Origin of the sequence: Streptomyces sp. NPDC058092, assembly GCF_042884935.1 — a bacterium.
GTDB lineage: Bacteria > Actinomycetota > Actinomycetes > Streptomycetales > Streptomycetaceae > Streptomyces.
The window spans coordinates 1-19,497 of record NZ_JBHVSY010000049.1; the positions used below are offsets into that span (position 1 = coordinate 1).

Annotated in this window: 15 protein-coding genes and 6 pseudogenes; 10 read left to right on the forward strand and 11 right to left on the reverse strand. The window is 68.4% G+C overall.

Annotated elements, in window-relative coordinates:
- Positions 1 to 120: 120 nt before the first annotated feature.
- Positions 121 to 1,359, reverse strand: coding sequence for an IS701 family transposase (locus tag ACFVV1_RS39865; protein ID WP_390000367.1), 1,239 nt, complete (start codon positions 1,357 to 1,359; stop codon positions 121 to 123).
- Between the two features lie 240 nt (positions 1,360 to 1,599).
- On the opposite strand from ACFVV1_RS39865, the gene ACFVV1_RS39870 reads away from it, so the two are divergent.
- The 4 genes from ACFVV1_RS39870 to ACFVV1_RS39885 all read left to right on the forward strand — a co-directional run bounded on the left by ACFVV1_RS39870 (position 1,600) and on the right by ACFVV1_RS39885 (position 7,087).
- Positions 1,600 to 2,361: a DUF1963 domain-containing protein gene (locus ACFVV1_RS39870; RefSeq protein WP_390000317.1), complete on the forward strand. Its 762-nt coding sequence runs from the start codon at positions 1,600 to 1,602 to the stop codon at positions 2,359 to 2,361.
- Between the two features lie 279 nt (positions 2,362 to 2,640).
- Positions 2,641 to 2,838: a hypothetical protein gene (locus tag ACFVV1_RS39875; protein ID WP_390000320.1), complete on the forward strand. Its 198-nt coding sequence runs from the start codon at positions 2,641 to 2,643 to the stop codon at positions 2,836 to 2,838.
- Between the two features lie 426 nt (positions 2,839 to 3,264).
- Positions 3,265 to 6,309, forward strand: coding sequence for a glycoside hydrolase family 2 TIM barrel-domain containing protein (locus tag ACFVV1_RS39880; protein ID WP_390000323.1), 3,045 nt, complete (start codon positions 3,265 to 3,267; stop codon positions 6,307 to 6,309).
- Between the two features lie 268 nt (positions 6,310 to 6,577).
- A complete protein-coding gene (locus tag ACFVV1_RS39885; RefSeq protein ID WP_390000369.1) occupies positions 6,578 to 7,087 on the forward strand; it encodes a GNAT family N-acetyltransferase in 510 nt (169 codons plus the stop codon).
- 64 nt (positions 7,088 to 7,151) lie between these two features.
- On the opposite strand, the gene ACFVV1_RS39890 is transcribed toward ACFVV1_RS39885, so the two are convergent.
- Together ACFVV1_RS39890 and ACFVV1_RS39895 are read right to left on the reverse strand one after the other, a co-directional pair.
- Positions 7,152 to 8,003: an aldo/keto reductase gene (locus ACFVV1_RS39890; protein WP_390000325.1), complete on the reverse strand. Its 852-nt coding sequence runs from the start codon at positions 8,001 to 8,003 to the stop codon at positions 7,152 to 7,154.
- A 67-nt stretch (positions 8,004 to 8,070) separates the two neighbouring features.
- A pseudogene (locus ACFVV1_RS39895) lies at positions 8,071 to 9,083 on the reverse strand (aldo/keto reductase).
- 150 nt (positions 9,084 to 9,233) lie between these two features.
- On the opposite strand from ACFVV1_RS39895, the pseudogene ACFVV1_RS39900 reads away from it, so the two are divergent.
- Together ACFVV1_RS39900 and ACFVV1_RS39905 are read left to right on the forward strand one after the other, a co-directional pair.
- Positions 9,234 to 10,165: pseudogene (locus ACFVV1_RS39900) on the forward strand (helix-turn-helix transcriptional regulator).
- 98 nt (positions 10,166 to 10,263) lie between these two features.
- Positions 10,264 to 10,413, forward strand: a pseudogene (locus tag ACFVV1_RS39905) (aldehyde dehydrogenase family protein); the annotation flags it as partial.
- Between the two features lie 140 nt (positions 10,414 to 10,553).
- Here the strand turns inward: ACFVV1_RS39905 and ACFVV1_RS39910 are convergent.
- The 6 genes and pseudogenes from ACFVV1_RS39910 to ACFVV1_RS39935 all read right to left on the reverse strand — a co-directional run bounded on the left by ACFVV1_RS39910 (position 10,554) and on the right by ACFVV1_RS39935 (position 15,037).
- Entirely contained in the window at positions 10,554 to 10,784 is a 231-nt protein-coding gene (locus ACFVV1_RS39910) for a hypothetical protein (protein WP_390000375.1), read from the reverse strand.
- Positions 10,785 to 10,805: 21 nt separating this feature from the next.
- Positions 10,806 to 12,008, reverse strand: coding sequence for an enoyl-[acyl-carrier-protein] reductase FabV (gene fabV / locus ACFVV1_RS39915; protein ID WP_390000328.1), 1,203 nt, complete (start codon positions 12,006 to 12,008; stop codon positions 10,806 to 10,808).
- A gap of 311 nt (positions 12,009 to 12,319) precedes the next feature.
- Entirely contained in the window at positions 12,320 to 13,123 is an 804-nt protein-coding gene (locus ACFVV1_RS39920) for a methyltransferase domain-containing protein (RefSeq protein WP_390000331.1), read from the reverse strand.
- Between the two features lie 169 nt (positions 13,124 to 13,292).
- Positions 13,293 to 13,382 (reverse strand): annotated as a pseudogene (locus ACFVV1_RS39925) (SRPBCC domain-containing protein); the annotation flags it as partial.
- Between the two features lie 56 nt (positions 13,383 to 13,438).
- Positions 13,439 to 13,516: pseudogene (locus ACFVV1_RS39930) on the reverse strand (hypothetical protein); the annotation flags it as partial.
- 312 nt (positions 13,517 to 13,828) lie between these two features.
- Positions 13,829 to 15,037 carry a hypothetical protein gene (locus ACFVV1_RS39935; protein WP_390000334.1) on the reverse strand — a complete coding sequence of 403 codons (1,209 nt, stop codon included), beginning with the start codon at positions 15,035 to 15,037 and terminating at the stop codon, positions 13,829 to 13,831.
- 30 nt (positions 15,038 to 15,067) lie between these two features.
- Here ACFVV1_RS39935 and ACFVV1_RS39940 point away from each other — a divergent pair, with 30 nt between their 5' ends.
- Both ACFVV1_RS39940 and ACFVV1_RS39945 read left to right on the forward strand, forming a co-directional pair.
- Complete coding sequence (locus tag ACFVV1_RS39940; protein WP_390000337.1) at positions 15,068 to 15,262, forward strand: hypothetical protein; 195 nt, start codon at positions 15,068 to 15,070, stop codon at positions 15,260 to 15,262.
- Positions 15,263 to 15,456: 194 nt separating this feature from the next.
- Entirely contained in the window at positions 15,457 to 16,104 is a 648-nt protein-coding gene (locus tag ACFVV1_RS39945) for a class I SAM-dependent methyltransferase (protein ID WP_390000339.1), read from the forward strand.
- An 80-nt stretch (positions 16,105 to 16,184) separates the two neighbouring features.
- Here the strand turns inward: ACFVV1_RS39945 and ACFVV1_RS39950 are convergent, their stop codons facing one another.
- A complete protein-coding gene (locus tag ACFVV1_RS39950; RefSeq protein WP_390000372.1) occupies positions 16,185 to 16,766 on the reverse strand; it encodes a site-specific integrase in 582 nt (193 codons plus the stop codon).
- Between ACFVV1_RS39950 and ACFVV1_RS39955 the strand changes: the two are divergent.
- Positions 16,764 to 17,103 (forward strand): annotated as a pseudogene (locus tag ACFVV1_RS39955) (transposase); the annotation flags it as partial. The gene ACFVV1_RS39950 and the pseudogene ACFVV1_RS39955 sit on opposite strands and share 3 nt — an antisense overlap.
- Positions 17,104 to 17,108: 5 nt before the next feature.
- Here ACFVV1_RS39955 and ACFVV1_RS39960 read toward each other — a convergent pair.
- Positions 17,109 to 17,789, reverse strand: coding sequence for an HAD family hydrolase (locus tag ACFVV1_RS39960; protein ID WP_390000342.1), 681 nt, complete (start codon positions 17,787 to 17,789; stop codon positions 17,109 to 17,111).
- A 548-nt stretch (positions 17,790 to 18,337) separates the two neighbouring features.
- Between ACFVV1_RS39960 and ACFVV1_RS39965 the strand changes: the two genes are divergently transcribed.
- A complete protein-coding gene (locus ACFVV1_RS39965; RefSeq protein WP_390000346.1) occupies positions 18,338 to 19,012 on the forward strand; it encodes a ScbR family autoregulator-binding transcription factor in 675 nt (224 codons plus the stop codon).
- The last annotated feature ends 485 nt before the right edge of the window (positions 19,013 to 19,497 follow it).

The following is a 19,497-nucleotide window of genomic DNA, read 5'->3' on the forward strand; positions in this document are numbered from 1 at the left end:
CCGGCAAAGACCGTCCCACCCCCATTCCAGCCCGCTACACTCTCCACGCCCAAGCCGTTGACCAGCGCTAATGGAGAAGTCCGGCTGGAGTACTAATACTCCAGCTGTAGATCGTGATCTTCATGTCTGGGATGCGGCTTGTCGCCGGTAGTGACTGGTGCGTGATCGTGCCTGGTGGCGGCGTCGCCAGTCGGACCAGGCAAGCCGGTGGGCCGCGCCGCGTACGGGCCGGACGTCGAGCGCGATGAATAGGCGGCAGATCTCGTTGCAGGACAGCGGGATCAGGTCGTCCGGCGAGGGCCGGTGTGCGTGTTCGTCGGCGCGGACGACGGCGAGGAAGGCGTGGGCCAGCATCGCGAGGGTGACCCACCGGGCCCACGAGGGATAGCGGCGGACCTGGTGCTCATCCAGCCCGGCCAGTCCCTTCTCGGTTTGGAAGGTCTCCTCCACCCGCCATCGGGAACCTGCGACCCTGGCCAGGGTGGCCAGGGATGCCGGCGTGCGGGAGTGGCATCGGTAGTAGGCGTGTTCACCGGTGCTGCGGTTACGGCGGATCAGCAGCTGGTGGCAGCCGGGGGCTGCCTCGGCGAGGTCGATGACGGCCCAGTCGTAGAACCGCTGCCCCTTCGCGCCGTCCCCGGCCGAGAGCTTCTGCCAGGCCCGCTTCGGCACCTTCCGCGCCAGGGCATCAGCGCGGAACTTGCCTGCGCCGGTGGGCACTTCGGCCGAGCAGGCCACCGCGAGGACATAGCCGATACCGCGTTCCTCCAGAGCCGTACGAAGACTTGGATTGCCTCCGTAGACCTCGTCCCCGGTGACCCAGCCGGCGTGGTGCCCGGCGTCCAGGAACCGTTCGATCATCGTGCGGGCAAGTTCCGGCTTGGTCGCGAAAACGGTGTCCGAGGCGAGTCCGGCCGCACGGCAGCGGTCCGGGTCGCACGTCCAGGAGCGCGGGATGTACAGCTCCCGGTCCACCGCCGCGTGACCGCGTTCACCGGCATAGACCAGGTAGACCGCAACCTGGGAGTTCTCGATCCGTCCCGCCGTGCCGGTGTACTGGCGCTGGACCCCGACCGTGTGGGTGCCCTTCTTCACGTCCCCGGTCTCGTCGACCACCAGGACCGCGGCATCGTCATGCAGGTGCTCGACGACGTATTCGCGCACGTCGTCACGGACGCCATCGGCATCCCAGACGGCTCGGCACAGCAGATGCTGCATGCCGTGCGGGCTGGTCTCCCCGGCCCACTCCGCGATCGTCCAGCAGTTCTTGCGCGGCAGGTCCGACAGCAGGCCCAGTACCAACCGCCGGGCCCGCAACCGGGGTTCGACCCGGGCGAACCGGCCCGCGATCCGGCCCATGGCCACCTCGAACGCCTCCCGCCAGCGGACGGGATCTATGCTGTGGCCAGCCGCCACCGTCTCATCGTCAGTGCACACAACTCACGATGATCAAGGATGCCACCGCTATGAGTTGCCTCGGGCAGCCCGGGCAAGTTGTCGGTGGCGGCGACTACCTTTGCCGGTGTGACAGATGAGCTTCGTGAAGCGTTGATTCCCTTTCGTACGAGGGCCGTTGAGGTGGGCAGTGTGCTCCACCGTGTGGACCCGATACCGGCGGAGGAGGTGGACCGGTGGATCGGCCACGCCCGGCCTTGCGCGATCCTCAGGTTGGACGGAGAGGGGCCGGTCGCGGGGAGGTTCGGCGGGCCACTGCTGCTGCCCGCCGACGTCCCGGACCCCAGGCACCCGTACGTCGGGTACATCGACTTCGCCGCGTTGCCGAAGGGCTCGACGGACCTTCCTCTGCCGCCGGACGGACGCCTGCTGCTCTTCTCCGAGATCTGGGAGCTGTGGGACGGCGACAACCGCGGACATGCCGTCTATGTCCCGGCCGGCACCCCGGTGACAGAGCGCGACAGATATACCTGGACGGCCTACGGGGACAACGGCGTCGGCGAGTTCCGGGAGAACTTCGACAACTTCCCGCAGGGCGAGTTGAGAGTCACGGCCGAACCGGACCTGCCGGACCAATCACCTGGCGGTTTCCCGCACCAGGACGGGCTCCAGGATGTCTGGGACGAGGTCGCGGGCAGGAACCGGCATCTGCAGCTCGGCGGCTACGCGGCGTACCCGGACCCGCTGGAGGAGATCGTGAGCTGCGCTGTGCAGCAGGCCGAGCAAGGGCGGTGGGGCGGCGGTGAGCCGGTGTCGGGCGACCCCGAGGACTGGGTTGCGCTGGTTCACTGGGACGCGGATGTCGCAGACCGGGAAGGCACGAAAATGCAGTGGTCTATCCAGCGCGCGGACCTGGAGGCCGGTCGCTTCGACCGCACCTACGTGACCGGCTACTACAACCCCTGACCCGGCCGGGCCAGCCGGTGACCGTGACGGGCGGTCACCGGCTCGCTGGGGCCGTCAAGCCCTGCCGCAGCCCACCAGCGGCGGTCGGACACGGCGCGCCACGAATTCGGTCCTGATGGTGCGGAACGAGAGGCCGGCTGCGAGCTGGCCACTCGCCGGACTCCCCAGCGCGGATCCCTGGGCGCAGCCCGCGCCCGGGTCTCCCCGTACCTGACCGAGGCCCTCGTTGTCCCGGGGGCGGTGTGGTTGATGTCGGTGGCAGCTGCTACGAATGCCGGCTTGACCGACGACGAGATCATCCACAGGATCCGAGAGCAGGATGCGGCTGGCCAGCTGCCGACACCTGCGCCGCCCGAGGCCGTGGCCGAGCTTGAGACCGCAGTGGGGCATCCGATGCCGCCACTCCTCAAGCGGATCTATCTCGAAGTCGCCGACGGTGGGTTCGGCCGCTGGGGGCGAGGCTTTGTCCCTTACTGACACCACCTACAGCTTCAGCGACAGCGGTCGGCTGCTGGAGGAATACTTGGGGGGCACTCAATCCCCAACCACCCGCCGTCTGTTGTACCGCTCCTGGCGTGGGGCTGTGCGATCTGGTCCCTCGTCGACTACAGCACCCCAGAAGGCCGCATGTGGGGATGGGATCCCAACCAACGATGCCCTGATCACGGGCACGCTCTGTTCCCCGAAGACCTCACACTGGCCGAACGGCTCTGCGGGTGGCTGGACGGACGGGAGGACTTCCCGGAGGCGCCCGCTGGCCCGTACTGCCCAGATCGCTGAAACCGCGGCACTGCAGTGCGGCTGCATCCCGGTGACCACTCCGCCAGGCGGCCTTGCGCACAGGTCAGCCGAAGCGACCAGCACAATGAGCAAGATCTCGATCTACAGCTGGAGTACTAACCGATGGACCACGCGCAGCGCTGCCGCACCGCGAACGCGTACGTCGAGGACGTATCACCCGGCAACGGCCGGGCACGGCCCCGTGCGTCGTTCCGCTCCGACGCACCGGTGATCGAACTGGACGGCTCGTGGAGCTTCCGGCCGGCCGCCGGGCTGAACGGTCTGACCCCGGGATTCGAGGACCCCGCGTTCGACGCGGATGCCTGGACCCGCATCACGGTGCCCTCGTGCTGGCAGCTGGACGGCCTGCCAGGGCCCACCCGGTTCGGCGCTCCCGCCTACACGAACATCACGTACCCGATCCCGGTCGACCCGCCCCGAGTGCCCGACGACAACCCGACGGGGGAGTACCGCCGGGAGTTCGAGGCCGGAGCGGGCTTCGCCGGCGGGGGAGCGGCGGTCCTCAGGTTCGAGGGTGTGGACTCGTGCTTCGCGGTCTGGCTGAACGGGGTACGGCTGGGAGACGGCAAGGGCAGCCGGCTGCCGACCGAGTTCGATGTCACGGACGTGCTGTGCCCCGGACGCAATGTGCTGGCGGTCCGGGTGCACCAGTGGTCCGCCGGAACCTACCTGGAAGACCAGGACATGTGGTGGCTGTCGGGGATCTTCCGCTCGGTTCGGCTGCTGGCCCGGCCCGCCGGGGGCATCGCCGACTTCTTCGTCCACGCCGACTACGACCACCGCACGGGCCTGGGCACGCTGCGGGTCGACGTCGAGGGCGAGGCCCGGCTCACCGTCCCGGAACTCGGGCTCGTCGACGCCGACCCGGCCGGACCGCACGCCGTGGCCGGTGTCACGCCCTGGAGCGACGAACAGCCACACCTCTACCGAGGCGAGTTGACGACGGCGACGGAACGGGTGCCGATCCGGATCGGCTTCCGGCGGATCGCGGTCGAGGACGGCGTACTGACCGCCAACGGCAAGCCCCTGCTGTTCCGCGGCGTCAACCGGCACGAATGGCATCCGGTCACCGGACGGACACTCACGCACGAGACGATGCTCACCGACGTGCTGCTGATGAAACGGCATCACATCAACGCCGTCAGAACGAGCCACTACCCGCCGGACGCGGCCTTCCTCGACCTGTGCGACGAGTACGGGCTCTGGGTGATCGACGAATGCGACCTGGAGACCCACGGCTTCTCGAAGAATGCCTGGCGGGGCAACCCAGGTGCCGACCCGGCCTGGCGGGCGGCGCTGCTCGACCGGGCCGAGCGGATGGTGGAACGGGACAAGAACCATCCCAGTGTCGTGATCTGGTCGCTGGGCAACGAGTCGGGCACCGGGGCGAACCTGGAGGCCATGGCCGCATGGATCCGTGACAGGGACCCGGACCGCCTCATCCACTACGAGGGCGACTGGGAGAACTGCGTCTGCACCGACCTCTATTCGGTGATGTACCCGGAGCACTCCACGGTGGCGGCGATCGCCTGCGGGCAGGAACCGCTGACCGGCGACCCCGCGAATGACGCACGGCGGCGCGCCATGCCGTTGCTGCTGTGCGAGTACGGGCACGCCATGGGCAACGGGCCCGGCGGACTGCGTGAGTACCAGGAGCTGTTCGAGGCGCATCCGCGACTGGCCGGAGGCTTCGTCTGGGAGTGGATCGACCACGGCATCGCACGGCGAGACGCCGACGGAACCCTGTATCACGCCTACGGCGGGGACTTCGGGGAGCCCGTCCACGACGGCAACTTCGTCATCGACGGGCTGCTGTTCCCGGACCGCACCCCCTCGCCCGGACTGCTGGAGTACGCGAAGGTCATCGAGCCGGTCAGGATCGAGGCCGCGCCGGGCCGGGGCATCGTGGTCCGCAACCTGCACCACACACGTGACACCGGGTATCTCAGGTGGACTTGGCGCCTGGAGACGGACGGCGTCCCCGTGGCTGGGAGCGAGTGGGAGGTACCGGTGATCGGGCCCGGCGCGCAGGACCGTGCCGACTGGCCCGACTCCTTGGCCAGGGCCGTCGACACGGCCGGGCAAGGAGAACACTGGCTGACCGTGAGCGCCGAACTCGCCGCGAACGAACCCTGGGCCGACGTGGGCCACACCGTCGCCTGGACCCAGATCGGTCCGGGCGCCGACAGCGCGTCGCAGGCCGTTTTGCCGGACGCCTCACCGGGGCGCGGAGACGGCGGCCGGGTCGCGGTACCGCGCCGCGACGGTGACACGATCACGCTGGGCGCCGCCCGGTTCGACGCGATCACCGGAACCCTGGTCCGCCTCGGTGAACTGCCCGTGCGCGGGCCCCGGGTCGATGTGTGGCGGGCGCCGATCGACAACGACCGGTTCTCACCGTTGGGGGCGGCATGGCAGCAGGCCGGACTGGACCGCCTCCGGCACAAGGTCCTGCAGGTCGAGACCGGCGACGACGGGATCACCGTACGGACCAGGATCTCCCCGGCGGGTTCGGACCTCGCCCTGCTCGCCGACTACCACTGGAGTGCCGAGGACGGGAACCGGCTTGTGCTGACCGTCGACACCGCACCGACGCGTCCGTGGCCCGTCCCGCTGCCCAGGCTCGGCGTCGCGATGACCCTGCCGGGCGAGTTCGACCAGGTCAGCTGGTTCGGCCTCGGACCCGGTGAGGCATACCGGGACAGTGACTCCGCGGTGCGGATCGGACGGTACGAGAGCACCGTCGAAGCCATGCAGACCCCGTACGTGCGCCCGCAGGAGAACGGCAATCGGAGACACCTCCGGTGGGCCCGCCTCACCCGCTTCCGTCCCGGCGGGTCCGGCACGGGCGGCACCCCTCCAGGTCCCGCCGGGTGCGGCAAGCGCGGCATCGAGATCAACGGCAGCCCGTGGTTCGACCTGACCGTGAAACCCTGGTCCACACAGGCGTTGCAGAGCGCGGCCCACACCGCCCGCCTGGAGCCCGACGGCCTCGTCCACCTCAACATCGACCTCGAACACCACGGCCTCGGCAGCGGCTCGTGCGGGCCTTCCGTCCAGCCACGGCATCATCTGGCCGCGGTTCCGGCCCGCTTCACACTCGGGATCAGGCCCATCGAAGCGGAGGACGGCGATGGCCCAGGCTGATCCGCGGGACCTCGGCGGCTGTGCGGTTGCCCAGCGAGACAACGTTGGCGCCCTCACAGCGCCATGTCGCCAGATCTCTCGGACGCTCCTTGTTGACCAGGCGTTCGCTGCCCTGGCCGCATCTTTGGGAGCTGTAGCCCATTACCGGCGGAGGCCTGAGCATGGCGACTGGCACAATCAGGCCCAGCGGCACCTGTCCAGTCGGCTCCCCGCTGTTTCAATGATCGCAGGGGTAGCAAAAGATCAGCAGGACAGAGGAGCAACACAGATGCTGCTACGTGATGTTGAGTACGGTGACGTCGACGCCTACGTTCGGATGCGATGTGATCCGGCCATGATGGTCGATCTCGGTGGCCCGTTGCCTCGCGAGGGCATGGACTCGAAGGTCCGACGTGATGTTCAACGGGCGGCTGTGGGCACGGACTGGACAAAGATGATCGTGCCCGATGAAGCAGAACCGGACGTGGTCGCGGGAACCGTGACCTTGTGGCCCCACGACACCGACACCGAGCGCATCTCCGAGATCGGCTGGATGGTACTGCCGGAGTTTCAGAGGCGGGGACTCGGCAAACAGGGCGTCCGCATGCTGCTCGAGCAGGCCCGCGACGACGGCCGGTGGGGGCTCATACACGCATTTCCGGCAACAACGAACGCCGCATCGAACGGTATCTGCCACTCCCTCGGATTCAGGTCCCTGGGCGAGCAGGACGTGACCTTCGCCGGACGAGTCCTACGAACCAAGCACTGGACCATCCACCCCCGCACGGATCTGACCTGAGACGAGGCCGATGCTCTGCGGACATCTGCTCCGGTGACGGCGAGTTCGGCGATGCGCTGCTCGGTCAGGCGTCCAGGCGGCGCTCGGCGAGCCAGGAGACGATCGCCGGGTCGCGGTGGTCGAAGAACAGCGATGCTCCGGTGTCCAGGGTGGCGATGGCGGCCATCCGGTCGTCGGTGAGTTCGAAGTCGAAGATGTCGATGTTCTCCGCCATGCGTTCGGCCCGGACCGACTTGGGGATCGCGACGATGCCGCGCTGGGTCAGCCACCGGAGGGCGACCTGTGCCACGGACTTGCCGTACTTGGCACCGATCTCGGCCAGCAGCGGATTCGTGAACAGACCGTTCCTGCCTTCGGCGAACCCGCCCCACGACTGGATCTGGACACGGTGCTCGCGCATGAGCTCCTGGTCGGCGATGCGCTGGAAGAAGGGGTGAGTCTCGATCTGGTTGACCGCCGGGGTGATGTCGTTGTTGACGATGAGATCGAGGAGCCGGTCGGGGTAGAAGTTGGCGACGCCGATCGCCTTGGCGAGCCCTACGCGGTTGAGGTCCTCCATGGCGCGCCACTGGCCGTACACGTCGCCGTAGGGCTGGTGCATCAGGTACAGGTCGAGGTGGTCCAGGCCGAGCTTGGCCAGCGACGTCTCGAAGGCGCGCTTGGTGTTCTCCTGCGCGGGCGCGTCCTGGACCCACAGCTTGGTGGTGACGAACAGCTCCTCGCGCGGAACGCCACTGCTCTTGAGCGCACGGCCTACGGCCTCCTCGTTTCCGTACGCGGCGGCGGTGTCGAGAAGCCGGTAAGCGGCGGCCAGGGCCTCGGAGACGGCCTGCTCGGTCTGCTCCGGTGGGATCTGGTAGACACCGAAGCCGAGGATGGGCATTTCGACGCCGTTGTTCAGGGTGACGGTCTGCATCAGGTTTTCCTTCTGTCTGTACGGGATGAACTGGTGCGCGCGGGCGGGGGAAGAGAGAGCAGGATGGTCAGCGTTCGAGCATCCGCAGGCCGGCCTCCGTGTGGGTGGCTCCGGCCGCCGCAGGGAGACGGGTCAGTGTGTCGAGCTGGTCGGCGGTCAGCCGGAGCCCGTCAGCGGCGGTGTTCTCCTCGACCCGGCGGACGCGCTTGGTGCCGGGGATGAGCACGATGTCGTCGCCCTGGGACAGCAGCCAGGCGAGGGCGACATGGGCGGGGGTGGCGTCGGCCTCCGCGGCGACGGACTGGACGGCGTCGGCGAGGCGCAGGTTGCGCTGGAAGTTCTCGCCGGTGAAGCGCGGGTTGCCGTACCGGAAGTCGCCCTCCGCGAAGGCGCCGGTGGAGCGGATCGTGCCGGTGAGGAAGCCGTGGCCCAGCGGCGCGAGCGGTACGAAGCCGATGTTCAGCTCGCGCAGCAGCGGCAGCACCCGCGCCTCGGGGTCGCGGGTCCACAGCGAGTACTCCGATTGCACGGCCGTGAGGGGGTGGACGGCGTGTGCGCGGCGGATGGTGTCGGGCCCGGCCTCGGACAGGCCGATCGCGCGGATCCTGCCCTCGGCGACCAGCTCGGCCAGCGCGCCGACGGTCTCCTCGATCGGGGTGTTCGGGTCGACCCGGTGCTGGTAGTAGAGGTCGATGTGGTCGGTGCCCAGGCGGTGAGGGAGCCTTCTACAGCGGTACGGATGTTGGCCGGTCTGCTGTCCACTGTCCAGGCGCCCGAGCCGGGTGCCGTTGCCGTTCCCGCCCTCCCACCCGTTCCCGTGTGGGACATGAGGCCGAACTTCGTCGCCAGTACGACCTGGTCGCGGCGCCCCTTGAGAGCCCGGCCGAGAAGTTCCTCGTTGGCATACGGACCGTAGATCTCGGCGGTGTCGATAAGAGTGACGCCCAGCTCCAGAGCGCGGTGGAGGGTGCGGACGGACTCCGCCTCGTCGGTCCCGGAGTCCGTGTAGCCGTGCGACATTCCCATCGCGCCGAGACCGATCCGGGAAACTTCCAGGTCACGCAGCTTGATGTGGCGCATCAGGTCCCTCATTTCGTCGGCTTCGCCTTCCGGCGTCGTGATTCCACCTTCGGGCCGTTTCGCCCCCGGTGGCAGGCCGGGCTCTTCGGGGTAATGACAGGGCCTCCCACTGCGCCGCCGGGCAGGTCAGTGCGGTGTGACACTGGATTCATGGCATCTGAGCAGAGCACCGGCACCACCACCGGCAGGAGCGACGGCGGTGCCGAGCTGGGCCGGCTCCTGCGTGCCCGCCGCACCCGGACCAGCCCCGAGCAGGTCGGACTCACGGTCGGCGTCGGCCTGCGCCGCACCCCGGGACTGCTCAGGGAGGAAGTGGCCACCCTGTCGGGCATCAGCATCGACTACTACGTGCGCATGGAGCGCGGCAGGAGACCCGCCCCAGCCCCGCCGTGCTCGATGCCCTCGCCCGTGCGCTGCACCTGGACGACCGGGAACACCAGCATTTGCGGGAGCTGGCCGCCCGGGCCGCCCGGTACGCCCCCGAGCTGCCGCCCGCGCCGAGCCGTACCGTACGTCCGCACCTGAAGCTGCTGCTGGAGACGATGCGCCCGAACCCGGCCTATATCGTCAGCCGCAGCATGGACTTCCTCGCCTGGAACCCCGGTGGGCTCGCGCTGTACGCCGGCTTGGGCGACTGGCCCGCCAAGCAGCGGAACCTGGCCCGCTACCTCTTCCTTCACCCCGTCGCCCGCGAGCTGTTCCCCGACTGGGACAACCAGGTCCGCGCCTGCGTCTCCCGCCTGCGCGCCCTCGCCGGAACCGCACTCGACGCCCCCGACCTGACCCACCTCGTCGGCGAACTCCTCCTCAAGAGCCCCGACTTAGCCAAGCTTTGGGAACGCTACGACGTGACGGGGCGCAAACCCGCGCACAAGACCTTCCACCACCCCCACGTCGGCACGATCACCCTCACCGCCCAGTCCATGGACCTGGAGGGCACCCCCGGCCAGCGTCTCGGCGTCTACATTGCCGAACCCGGCACCCCCGACCACGACGCCCTGCTCCTGCTCGACATGACCGCGCCACAGACGGTCGCACGGCCAACGGAGAAACATCTGGAGCAGCCACGCAAGCAGCCCTGAACCGGGCCGGAGACGACTCGGTTTCCCGTCGTCCGGCCCTGGCCCAGCCTTGGGAGAGGGCGCGGGACGCGCTCGGACCGCCGGTCGGCGAGTTCCGGGTGGGTGCCGGGCTCCTGGACCACTTCGCCGGCCTCGCCTGGAACGAGGTCGAAAGACTCCCCGACCGGGCTGAGCGCACCCTTGAGGTGCACAACCGGCCGGTGGGCGTGGTCGGCACGATCACGCCGTGGAACTTCCCCGTGTCCCTGCTGTGTGTGAAGCCACCGAAGGCGCGGGTCGGTGAGTGGGTGGGCGGTGGGGTGGTCGCCGCGGACGGTGTCGTCGTCGACCATGTCCTCGCGCAGCAGGATCGCTCCGTGCCGGACTTCCAGCGCGGCTGCGACCATGGTCAGGTCGGCGGAACGGAGTTGGGCGTCGACGTTGTGCGTGCGGCGTGGAGGAACGCCATGTCCGGCAGGCACTTGCTCGGCCTGGTCAGGAAGGCGCCGGCCGCGTCGTGCACGGCCGGTTCGCTGATCCGGGCAGTGGCCTGGTGCAGTTCGTGGTCGGCGAATGCGGCGAACGTGGTCTCCAGGTCCTGCTGCCGGCGGACGAGGGTGTCGTCGGTGGGCAGGCGCATGGCGCTCCTCCAACGGTGGGGTCAGGCGGTCGGGTCCGGCCAGGGGATGTCGGTGTCGACGGGTGCGGCGTAGTCGATGCCGGATACGGCGAATCCGTACAGGCGCTGGACCTCGGCGTGGAACCAGTCGAGATCGGCGAGGTCGCCAATGCTGTTCGTGGTGGCGCAGTTCCAGCGGTCGGCGACGGCCTCCTGTACTGGGGCTGTGAGTTCCCACGTGTCGAGGCGGACTCGGCCGTCGTCGTCGAGAGCGAGGGGGCGGGTGCCGGTGAGCTGGTCCCACAGCTCGGTGAGCTGGTCGATCGGCGGGACCATGCCCTCATCGAGGACGCCGCGCAGCAGGCCGACGTACAGGGCGATGCCGGGGATGGCGGTGGAGGACTGGGTGACGGCGGCCCCGTTGACGGAGGTGAGCGCGCGGCCGCCGACCAGCTTGTCCAGGCGTTCGTTCAGGGTGCGGGCGGTGGCTTCGAGGTGGGCCTTGGCCGCGCCGATGGTGCCCTGCCGGTAGATGCCCGCGGTCAGGGGTGAGCCGATGTAGGAGAGCGCGGCGGTGGTGAACCCGTCGGCGAGCAGGTCCCGTCCGGCCAAGTAGTCGATCCACCGCTCCCAGTCCGTGCCGCCCATCACCGCGGTGGTCTGCTCGATGTCGTCGCCCGCGGCCGGGGCGGTTTCCACCTCGGTGACTTCCGGGGCACCGGAGCCGTCAAACGTGAGGGTCTTGGTCCGGTAGGGCTCGCCGATCGGCTTGAGGACGGAGGAGTAGGTGACGCCGGTGTCCGGGTCGGTGCGTCGCGGGGCAGCCACCGAGTAGATCAGGTGGTCCAGCCGCCCGTACCGCTGCTTGAGAAGGTCGGCGACCTGATCCTTCATCGCATCGGAGAACGCGTCACCATTGAGGAAGACCATGTCCCGCCCGTACTCGCGGGCCAGTTCGGCGGTCGCGGCGGTGCGGTACCAGCCGGCCGTGCCGGTGCGCCGTCCGGGTGCCTTCTCGAAGCACACCCCGATGCCGCGGATCCCGGCGCGGGCGAGCCCGGCGATCGTGGCGGCGAGCCCGTACCCGGCGGACGAGCCGATGACGAGCGCTACCGGCCCGTGCCCGCCGGGCTGCTGTGCGGGGACGGCCCGCCACATGTCGGCCACCACCTTGCGGCAGCCGGCCGGGTGGGAGTCGAGGAAGAGGAAACCGCGGTTCAGGGGGGAGACGACGCGTTCGCTCACGATCAGGTCCTTGGGGTCGGCGCGGATGAGAGCGCGGCAGCCACCAGGTGGGCCACCGCATCCTGCAAGTCTGCGACCGTACGTATGGGGGCGGAGACCTCATCGGGCACAACGATCGCGAGACGGCCTTGGAGGGTTTCTACCAGTTCGAGCAGAGCGAGGCAGCCGCGCACGTGACCCGATGGCCATCCTTTGGCCGGCGGGCAGGCCCTGGGGCCCCGATCGTACGAAGGGACCGGAACGAACCCGCCGGCAAGGCGAGGAGCGGTTCAGTTGGACGACGGATGCGTGTGAGAGGCAATCGGGGAGGGTTACGGGCGCCGTCCCCACGCGGAGATCATGGGGGCGGTGGCAAGGTCGAGGCGTCCGGTGGCGACGTTCGCCAGGTGGCGGTCGATCTCCCTGTCGGTGGCAAGCCCTTCCGCTACCAGACGGTGGCGGATCTGCCGCACGGTCGCGGCCTCGAGGACGGCACAAGCCGGCGAGGTGATCGGGAAGTACGCGTCGGCCTGAACGTCCTCGAGACCGGCCTCACGCAGCAGCCGGGGCAGGGTTCGCCCGTATGCGAGGTCCGCGCCGCGTGCCGCCATCAAGGCGCGGAAGCCGGATCGCAGCCGGTTCGCGAGCCGCTGTTCGGGACCGGACTCGTCCGGACACAACAGTGGTTGCAACCCCGGGTCGGCATCCTCCAGGAGCAGCCGGCCGCCGGGCCGCAGCGCCTGGATCATCCGGCGCAGCGCCTCGGCGCGATCGGTGACGTGTACCAGGACCAGTCGGGCGTGGACGAGGTCGAAGCCGCCGGGCGGCGGCGGGTCGGCCACCACGTCGTGCCGCAGCACCTCGATCACGCCACCGTCGATGTCCCGGGTCCAGGACACGTCGATGTCGGTGGCGATCACTGCTCCCGTCGCGCCGACTCGCTCGGCCAGCCCGAGGGGTACGGACGGAGCGCCGGCACCGACCTCCCAGCACCGCATGCCGGCGGCGATCCCGAGCTGGTCGACATGCCGGAACGTCACCGGATCGAACAACTCGCTGAGGGCGCCGAAGCGGATCCCTGCCTCCGATTGCTGGTTGTCCAGCAGGTAGCCGTGGGCCGTGTCGTGTTCAGCCATGTGGTGATTCTTGCAGAAGGGGCAGTCGGGCCCCGGTCGCCGGGGCGGTCTTCGCCGGCGGGGATCCGTCACGCCTCTGCGCCGGCACTCCCCGCACTGAGGCAAGCCGGCCACCCCCGGCCCGCGCCGAGGGCGACCGCACGGCGGGATGCGCGCCTCGGTCTGCGGAGCCGACGGCCATGATCTTGCGTGCTTTCAGTTGGAGCGGGTGGTCGGGGTCGAAACCCGCGTGGACCAGGAAGAGCCGGGTGCCGCGCCCAGGCCGGGTATCTGCTCGACGAACGTGTTGCGCGAGCAGGAGGCGTTCTGGCAGGTGAAGCGGCGGACCCGCAGCCGGAGGACGACGCTTCGCCCGGCACTCGGTACATCAGCGGGAAACCGCAGGTAGGAGCCATGAACATGACGGGACTACTTCCCGCACCCCGGGCATAAGGTGCCCGTCGCGGTGCATCGCGCATCAACGCGCACCATCTGGATACTCACGTCCACCGACAGCATGACGACGTCCGCGATCGACGGAAACAACAACTCCTGCAGCTGGAGCACGCTCTCTTCCACGGCCCCGAACTGTCGGCCCAACCGCCTTGGCCACTAATCATTTTTGGGTAACTTCCCTTGGCGCCCAACGGCTGTCAGCCGTCACTCAGCGTGCATCCACCACACAAGCTGAGCCGGAGCCATGACTTGCGTAAACAAAGCCACTCGTCAGGGTGCCGCACGGTGGGCCTCCACCGGGGGCATGGTGTGCAGCAGCTCCAGTCGGCGCTGGACGGCTTCGACCGCCCCGGAGCGCCGGCCAGGAACGTGGCGGCGCAACGAGACCAGGGGCGGGCCGAGTTCCCGGGCCCGCTGCGGGTCGCGAAGCTCCTGCCACTGGTGGTGGGCGCGGTCCACGGCGCCTTCTACGGCGGGGTCGTCCGGGGGCTGTTGCCGGGCCAGGCGGGCGTCGGCGGCAGCCATCCACAACTCGCAGCTGCGCGCCGGATCGTCGGCCAGGCGAGCGAGGTCGGCCCGGACCTCCAGCCAGTGGGTGGCCTGTACGGAGCCTGCGCCGTAGGTACGCAGAGCCCACCCCTCCCACATGGCTGCGAGCGACGCAGCTTCGCCGTGCCGCCCGGCATGGGCGGCGGCAAAAATCGCAGGCAGCGGATCCTCTTCGGCCGCCTCGGTGTTTTCTGAAATCGGAGCAGGCGCCGTCGGAACAGGTGCAGGCTCCTGGTGTGGCCGGTTCGGCACCTGGACAGCCGACGCCGCAGGGGCGGGGACGGCTGTGTCGTCGATGGCCAGGAACAGCGCGTCGTCGGGGCCGGACTGGGCGGCGGCCTGTTCGTGGAGCTGGGCGAGCGGCGGGTTGATGCCGCTGCGCCAGGTGGTAGCGAGGGCCTTCAGGTAGGCCGGTTCTGCGATTCGGTGGCGGGGCGGTGGCGGGGTGATCCGGCCGTATACGCGGATCCCATAGCCGAGATCGAGACCCTCGGTACGGAGCTGCTGCCAGGCGTCTGGGGCGGCGACCACGTCGGTGACGACGGTGGTGGTGCCCGGTCGGCGCAGTTTGAGTTCGCCGGCCAGCCAGTGCCAGGGCAATCCGGTGTAGCGCAGGGTGGTCGGCGTGGTGCGGGCGAGTGCGAGGTGGATCAGGCGCTGCTTGTGGTCGAGGTGGAATTGTCCGGTGATGTAGAGGAAGAGTGGGCCGGGTGCGGCGGCCGCGGCGCGGATGCGGGTGAGGACGGTCTGCGGGTCGGTCGGGTCGGCGAGTTCAACGATGGTGGCTGCTGTCGTGCCGGTCAGGATGCTGGGCGGGACCGCCGCGAGCGTGGGCAGGACGCTGGTTGCGTCGATGAGACAACCCTTGCCGGCCGGGGCTGCCGCGATCAACAGCGCGGTCCCGGATGCCGTGTCCTCCCCGTTGATCATCACAACAGCACAGTAGCCGCTGCCCGGCTTGTGAACGTAGCCAGCGGCCAACTCCTCGGCCTCGCGGCGGTCACCGACTTCGGCCGGGCCCGCTTCGAGGCCGAACGCTGGGCGCAGAACAACGGCTACATCGCCACGACCGGGGAAGAGTTCACCAGCCCCCTGCTCGGTCACGCCCCTCAGCTGACGAGCAAGGCGACCAGCAACGGCGAGAAGACCGATTGAGCTGGACGCCTTCCGCCGACGGCACGAGCACGACACGTTCTGGTGCGGGCCATTGCTCGGTGGCTGCGGCGGCCAGCTGACGACCAAGCTCTACACCGACCTTCTCTGAACCAGCGATAGCCCGGGCGAACAGGCGGGAGGGAAGATCGTGAATCTCTCGACTCGCCTCCGCGCCAGGAACTACTGTTGCGAGCATGGTCGAACACGATGCCCTCAGTGCCACCCGCGAGGCCTACGACGCTGCTGCCCCCACCTACGCGCAGCTGTTCAGCGACGAGCTGCGTGACAGGCCTTTGGACCGCGCGATCTTGGGTGCCTTCGCCGAGGCCGTATGCGCGAGTGGGGACGGTCAGGTCGCGGATCTGGGGTGTGGGCCTGGCAATATCACCGGCCATCTGGCCAAGTTGGGGCTTTCCGTGTTTGGCGTTGATGCCTCTTCCGTAATGATCAAGTTGGCTCGACAGGCCTATCCGGGCCTGCGGTTCGACGTGGGCTCGATGGCCGCGTTGAACATCGCTGACGGCGTGCTGGGCGGCGTACTCTCACGTTGGTCCATCATCCACACTCCGCCGCAGGAACTTCCCGTCATCCTGGCGGAATTCCATCGTGTGCTGGCACCTGGCGGCCACCTTCTGGTCGGCTTTTCGGCAAGCGATGATCCGTCTCACCCGACGCAGGTCTTCGATCACACAGTCGCGCCGGCCTATCGGTGGTCGCCTGATCACCTCGCCGCGATGCTGCGCAAGTCCGGGTTGGCCGAGGTAGCCCGGATGGTTCGCGAGCCCCAGCCCACCGACCGACGGCAGTTCCAGGAGATTCAACTGCTCGCCCGCAAATCCTAGAAGAGGCTGCCTGACCGAACGCATGACCGCATCCAACCTGCCGGACGGGGAGCCGTCAGGCTCCAGGCGGCCGCTCGTGATCAGGGCTCACTGTCCGTTCGAGCTCCGTTTTGGTCGAACAAGGGGACTCCGAGGAAAACCTTCGATGACCTGCACTCCTGGCAGGCATCAAGCTGGGCGAGCTTCTCCTCTGCTCCGGCGAGGCTGACCTGGAGTCCCTCGACCTCGCCGAGCCAGCCTTCCCGCTCGGCCTCGGCGATGCGGGCGATCAGGTTGTCGCGGATTTCCTCCAATCGGGTTCTCTGGGCCGGATCCGGTCGCAGGAGTGAGCATCGGACACAAGCGTGCTCATGGATGCAAGGTGATCCGAATGCGAGTGCGCAGGTGCCGACGGACACCTTCCGCTTTTCGAAGTGCCCGAGGAACTGGTCCCACTCCTCAGCGGAGGGTGTCCGGTATTCCTCTGCAGGTCGCAGTGCACGGCGGCGTGCGATGAAGGTTCGGTGGGCCTCGATCGCATCGTGTGGATAGGCGGAGTTGTAGCCCATCGTGGTGTTGATGTCCTTGTGGCCGCAGATGATCTGGGCGATGTGCGACGGCATGCCGTTCGCGATGGCGTCCGTGACGAAGATCCGGCGGAAGCCGTGGGGCTGGAAGCGCAGTTCATGCCGCTGCTGGACGCTGTTCCCCCGCATTCGCGGTTTGCGCGGCCGGCCACGCCACCGGCCCCGGCGGCTTTTCGTCGATCGCGGCTACGACTTCGACACGTACTGCCGACTCGTGCGGGCTTGTGGGATCACACCCGAGATCGCCTGACGCGGCACCCCGCACGGCTCCGGGCTGGGCCGGACACGGTGGGTCGTCGAGCACCCCTTCGCCTGGCTCCACCACTTCAAACGACTCCGCACCCCCTACGAGATACGCGCCGAACGCCACCTCGCCCTGCTCCAACTCGCCCGCAGCATCATCTGCTTGAGACGAGTCCGAACCTCATTCTGAAACGATCAGTTAGCGATCCAGGCGTTGGCCCAGGCCACCAGCTCCGGGTCAGCCAGGGTGCTGACCCATAAATCGGCCCGGTCCGCACCCCGTCCGGCAGGGCGAGGGCCAGCACCCAGTGCGCGTAGGCCGGCGGCTCGCGCCGAGTCGATACCGGTGACGGAGTCCTCGACCGCCAGTGCGTCCTGCGGCCGCACGCCGCAGAGATCTGCCGCGGCGGTGTAGACGTCGGGATGGGGCTTGGGCCGCAATCCGGCGCCCGCGACGACGATGTGGCCGAAGTGGCCCAGCAGTCCGGCCCGATCCAGGCTGGACTCCACCATGTCCAGCGGGCAGTTGCTGGCAACCGCGAGGGGCAGGTGGCGGGCCGCCAGACGGACCAGCGCCGCCGCGCCCGGCATGGTGACAGGGTCTGCGGCGACCAACGCCGTGAAGTGTCGGAGAAGCGAATGGGTCATATCGCCGGTGAGGTCAGGCTTGCCGGTCTCCTTGGCCATGAGGCTCCCACACTCGGTGTAATGCACTCCCTTGGCTCGCTCGGCGAATCCGGCCGGGGGCTTGAGACCGAACTCTCTGAAGACTCTGTTGCGTGCGTCCTGCCAGTGGCGTTCGGTGTCCATCAGGGTTCCATCGCAATCGAAGACGATGGCGGCCGGGGACCAGCCAAAGAAGCCATGAGCTGTCATTTCTCTGCCGTTCTCGGAGAGAGCGCAAACCCCGGTGTGTCGCCGAGTTCAGTGAGATGTCGGACTGCGGGAGAGACGCGCTCGACTGCTGGGACTGGGATGCCGAACGGTCTTTCTTGACCGCGCGCGAAGGCGGTCGATTCGCCTCCGTTGGGCCCACCGCTACAGACGTCATCCGCCGCATGGGGCGAGCCCGAAAACATCGTGGTCACTACGTTAATTTTGTGAGAAGAGAGACGCAATCACTACTTCGAGTGTTTGACGGCAGGCCAGTTGTAGGCTAGGCGTGAGGGGGCGGAGCCGCCGGAGCATGGCTGTGGAGTGCCGTGAGTCTGGTCAACTGCCTTGCGAAGTAGGTTGGTTGAGGTAACCGTGTCGTAGTGGCCCCATGAGGCAGTCCCGTTTGCCGAGTCATCGGGATGTGGCCGCGATTTATCGATGTCACCCACATGCACGCACAGTCGAAGATAATAAAAGTTCCGCGGCCAACGGCGTAGTGCCGCCAATGCGCGGGCGCACTACCTCCCTGCAGCAAATCTATTGAATAAATGAACGAAGGTGGAACATACGTGCAAGACAGGGCGCGAGCGACCCGGAGATCCCTATTGGAAGCCGCAGCACATCTTTTTGTCGAACGGGGATACACGGGCACCAGCATCAACGACATAAGCGGCCGCTCGGGGAAGACCAGCGGAGCCATCTACTTTCACTACTCCAGCAAGGAAAAGCTCGCCCTCGCCGTCGTCCGCGAACAGTTCGCCGCATGGCCGCAATTGACCCGTTACTACACGGCCCCGGACGTCCCGCCGCTTGAGAAGCTCGTCGCCCTGAGCTTCGAAATCGCCAGAGTCCTGCGCGAGGACGTCGTAGCCCGCGCAGGCGCCCGCCTGTGGGCCGAGCGCCGCAGCATCGACGCGGCCGTGCCCGCACCGTTTGCCGCCTGGACCGCGGCCGTCACACGGCTTCTGGCCGAGGCCCGGTCCAAGGGCGAACTCGCCGAGGGGATCGAGCCATCGGGTGCCGCCACGACGCTCGTGTGCGCGCTTTACGGTCTATATAACCTCAGCGACGAGGTGGCGAGGGAGCAGGAACTCGGGTCCCGGTTGGACCAGTGGTGGCTCCTGATCCTGAACGTGCTGCAGGCGCGCCCCGACCCCGCCGCCCTAATCGCACGAGCGCGAGCACGGTTTCCCGTGAACGACCCGCCCCCCTGGGCCGGGTGACAGCCCGGCACCGCGTGGTCGGGCTGTTTGCTCGGCGCGGTCACGGCCCGTTCGAAGAGACTCCCGCTGCGAAGGCGGTGTACCTGTCGCGGCTGGGCATCTCCGCCCTGGGTTGGCCCGGCGACCGACAAGGCACCCGCCCGGCGCAGCCTCCAGCTCCGCAGCGTCAGCCGCCCTGACGGGATTTCCTACTACTTGATCATTTCAGAATGAGGCTCGGAGTCGTCGCAAGCAGAGGATGGCGCAGGCGAGTTGGAGCAGGCCGAGGTGGAGGTCGGCTCGACGGCGCTCAGCTCTGCGGATGGTCTCCACGGACAAAACCGGATCGGCAGGCGGCACCAGCTCTCCGGTGGAGACTTCTCCGAGGTGTGCCGGAGCATCGCCGTCTTCCACGGCGGTCACGTACTCGATGACCTGGGCGTGGGACAGCACTGGCACCCTCTGGCGCAGGGTGTGCATGGCATGAATCCTTCCGCGAGCGTCTG

What these genes read in the sequence shown, in the direction of transcription:
- ACFVV1_RS39910 (WP_390000375.1), bottom strand. Translation starts at nt 10,784, where the DNA reads ATGCGCCTGCCCACCGACGACACCCTCGTCCGCCGGCAGCAGGACCTG.
- ACFVV1_RS39890 (WP_390000325.1), bottom strand. Translation starts at nt 8,003, where the DNA reads ATGCAGACCGTCACCCTGAACAACGGCGTCGAAATGCCCATCCTCGGC.
- ACFVV1_RS39960 (WP_390000342.1), bottom strand. Translation starts at nt 17,789, where the DNA reads ATGACAGCTCATGGCTTCTTTGGCTGGTCCCCGGCCGCCATCGTCTTC.
- ACFVV1_RS39965 (WP_390000346.1), top strand. Translation starts at nt 18,338, where the DNA reads ATGAACGAAGGTGGAACATACGTGCAAGACAGGGCGCGAGCGACCCGG.
- ACFVV1_RS39865 (WP_390000367.1), bottom strand. Translation starts at nt 1,359, where the DNA reads ATGGGCCGGATCGCGGGCCGGTTCGCCCGGGTCGAACCCCGGTTGCGG.
- ACFVV1_RS39935 (WP_390000334.1), bottom strand. Translation starts at nt 15,037, where the DNA reads ATGATCAACGGGGAGGACACGGCATCCGGGACCGCGCTGTTGATCGCG.
- ACFVV1_RS39945 (WP_390000339.1), top strand. Translation starts at nt 15,457, where the DNA reads ATGGTCGAACACGATGCCCTCAGTGCCACCCGCGAGGCCTACGACGCT.
- ACFVV1_RS39885 (WP_390000369.1), top strand. Translation starts at nt 6,578, where the DNA reads ATGCTGCTACGTGATGTTGAGTACGGTGACGTCGACGCCTACGTTCGG.
- ACFVV1_RS39920 (WP_390000331.1), bottom strand. Translation starts at nt 13,123, where the DNA reads ATGGCTGAACACGACACGGCCCACGGCTACCTGCTGGACAACCAGCAA.
- ACFVV1_RS39880 (WP_390000323.1), top strand. Translation starts at nt 3,265, where the DNA reads ATGGACCACGCGCAGCGCTGCCGCACCGCGAACGCGTACGTCGAGGAC.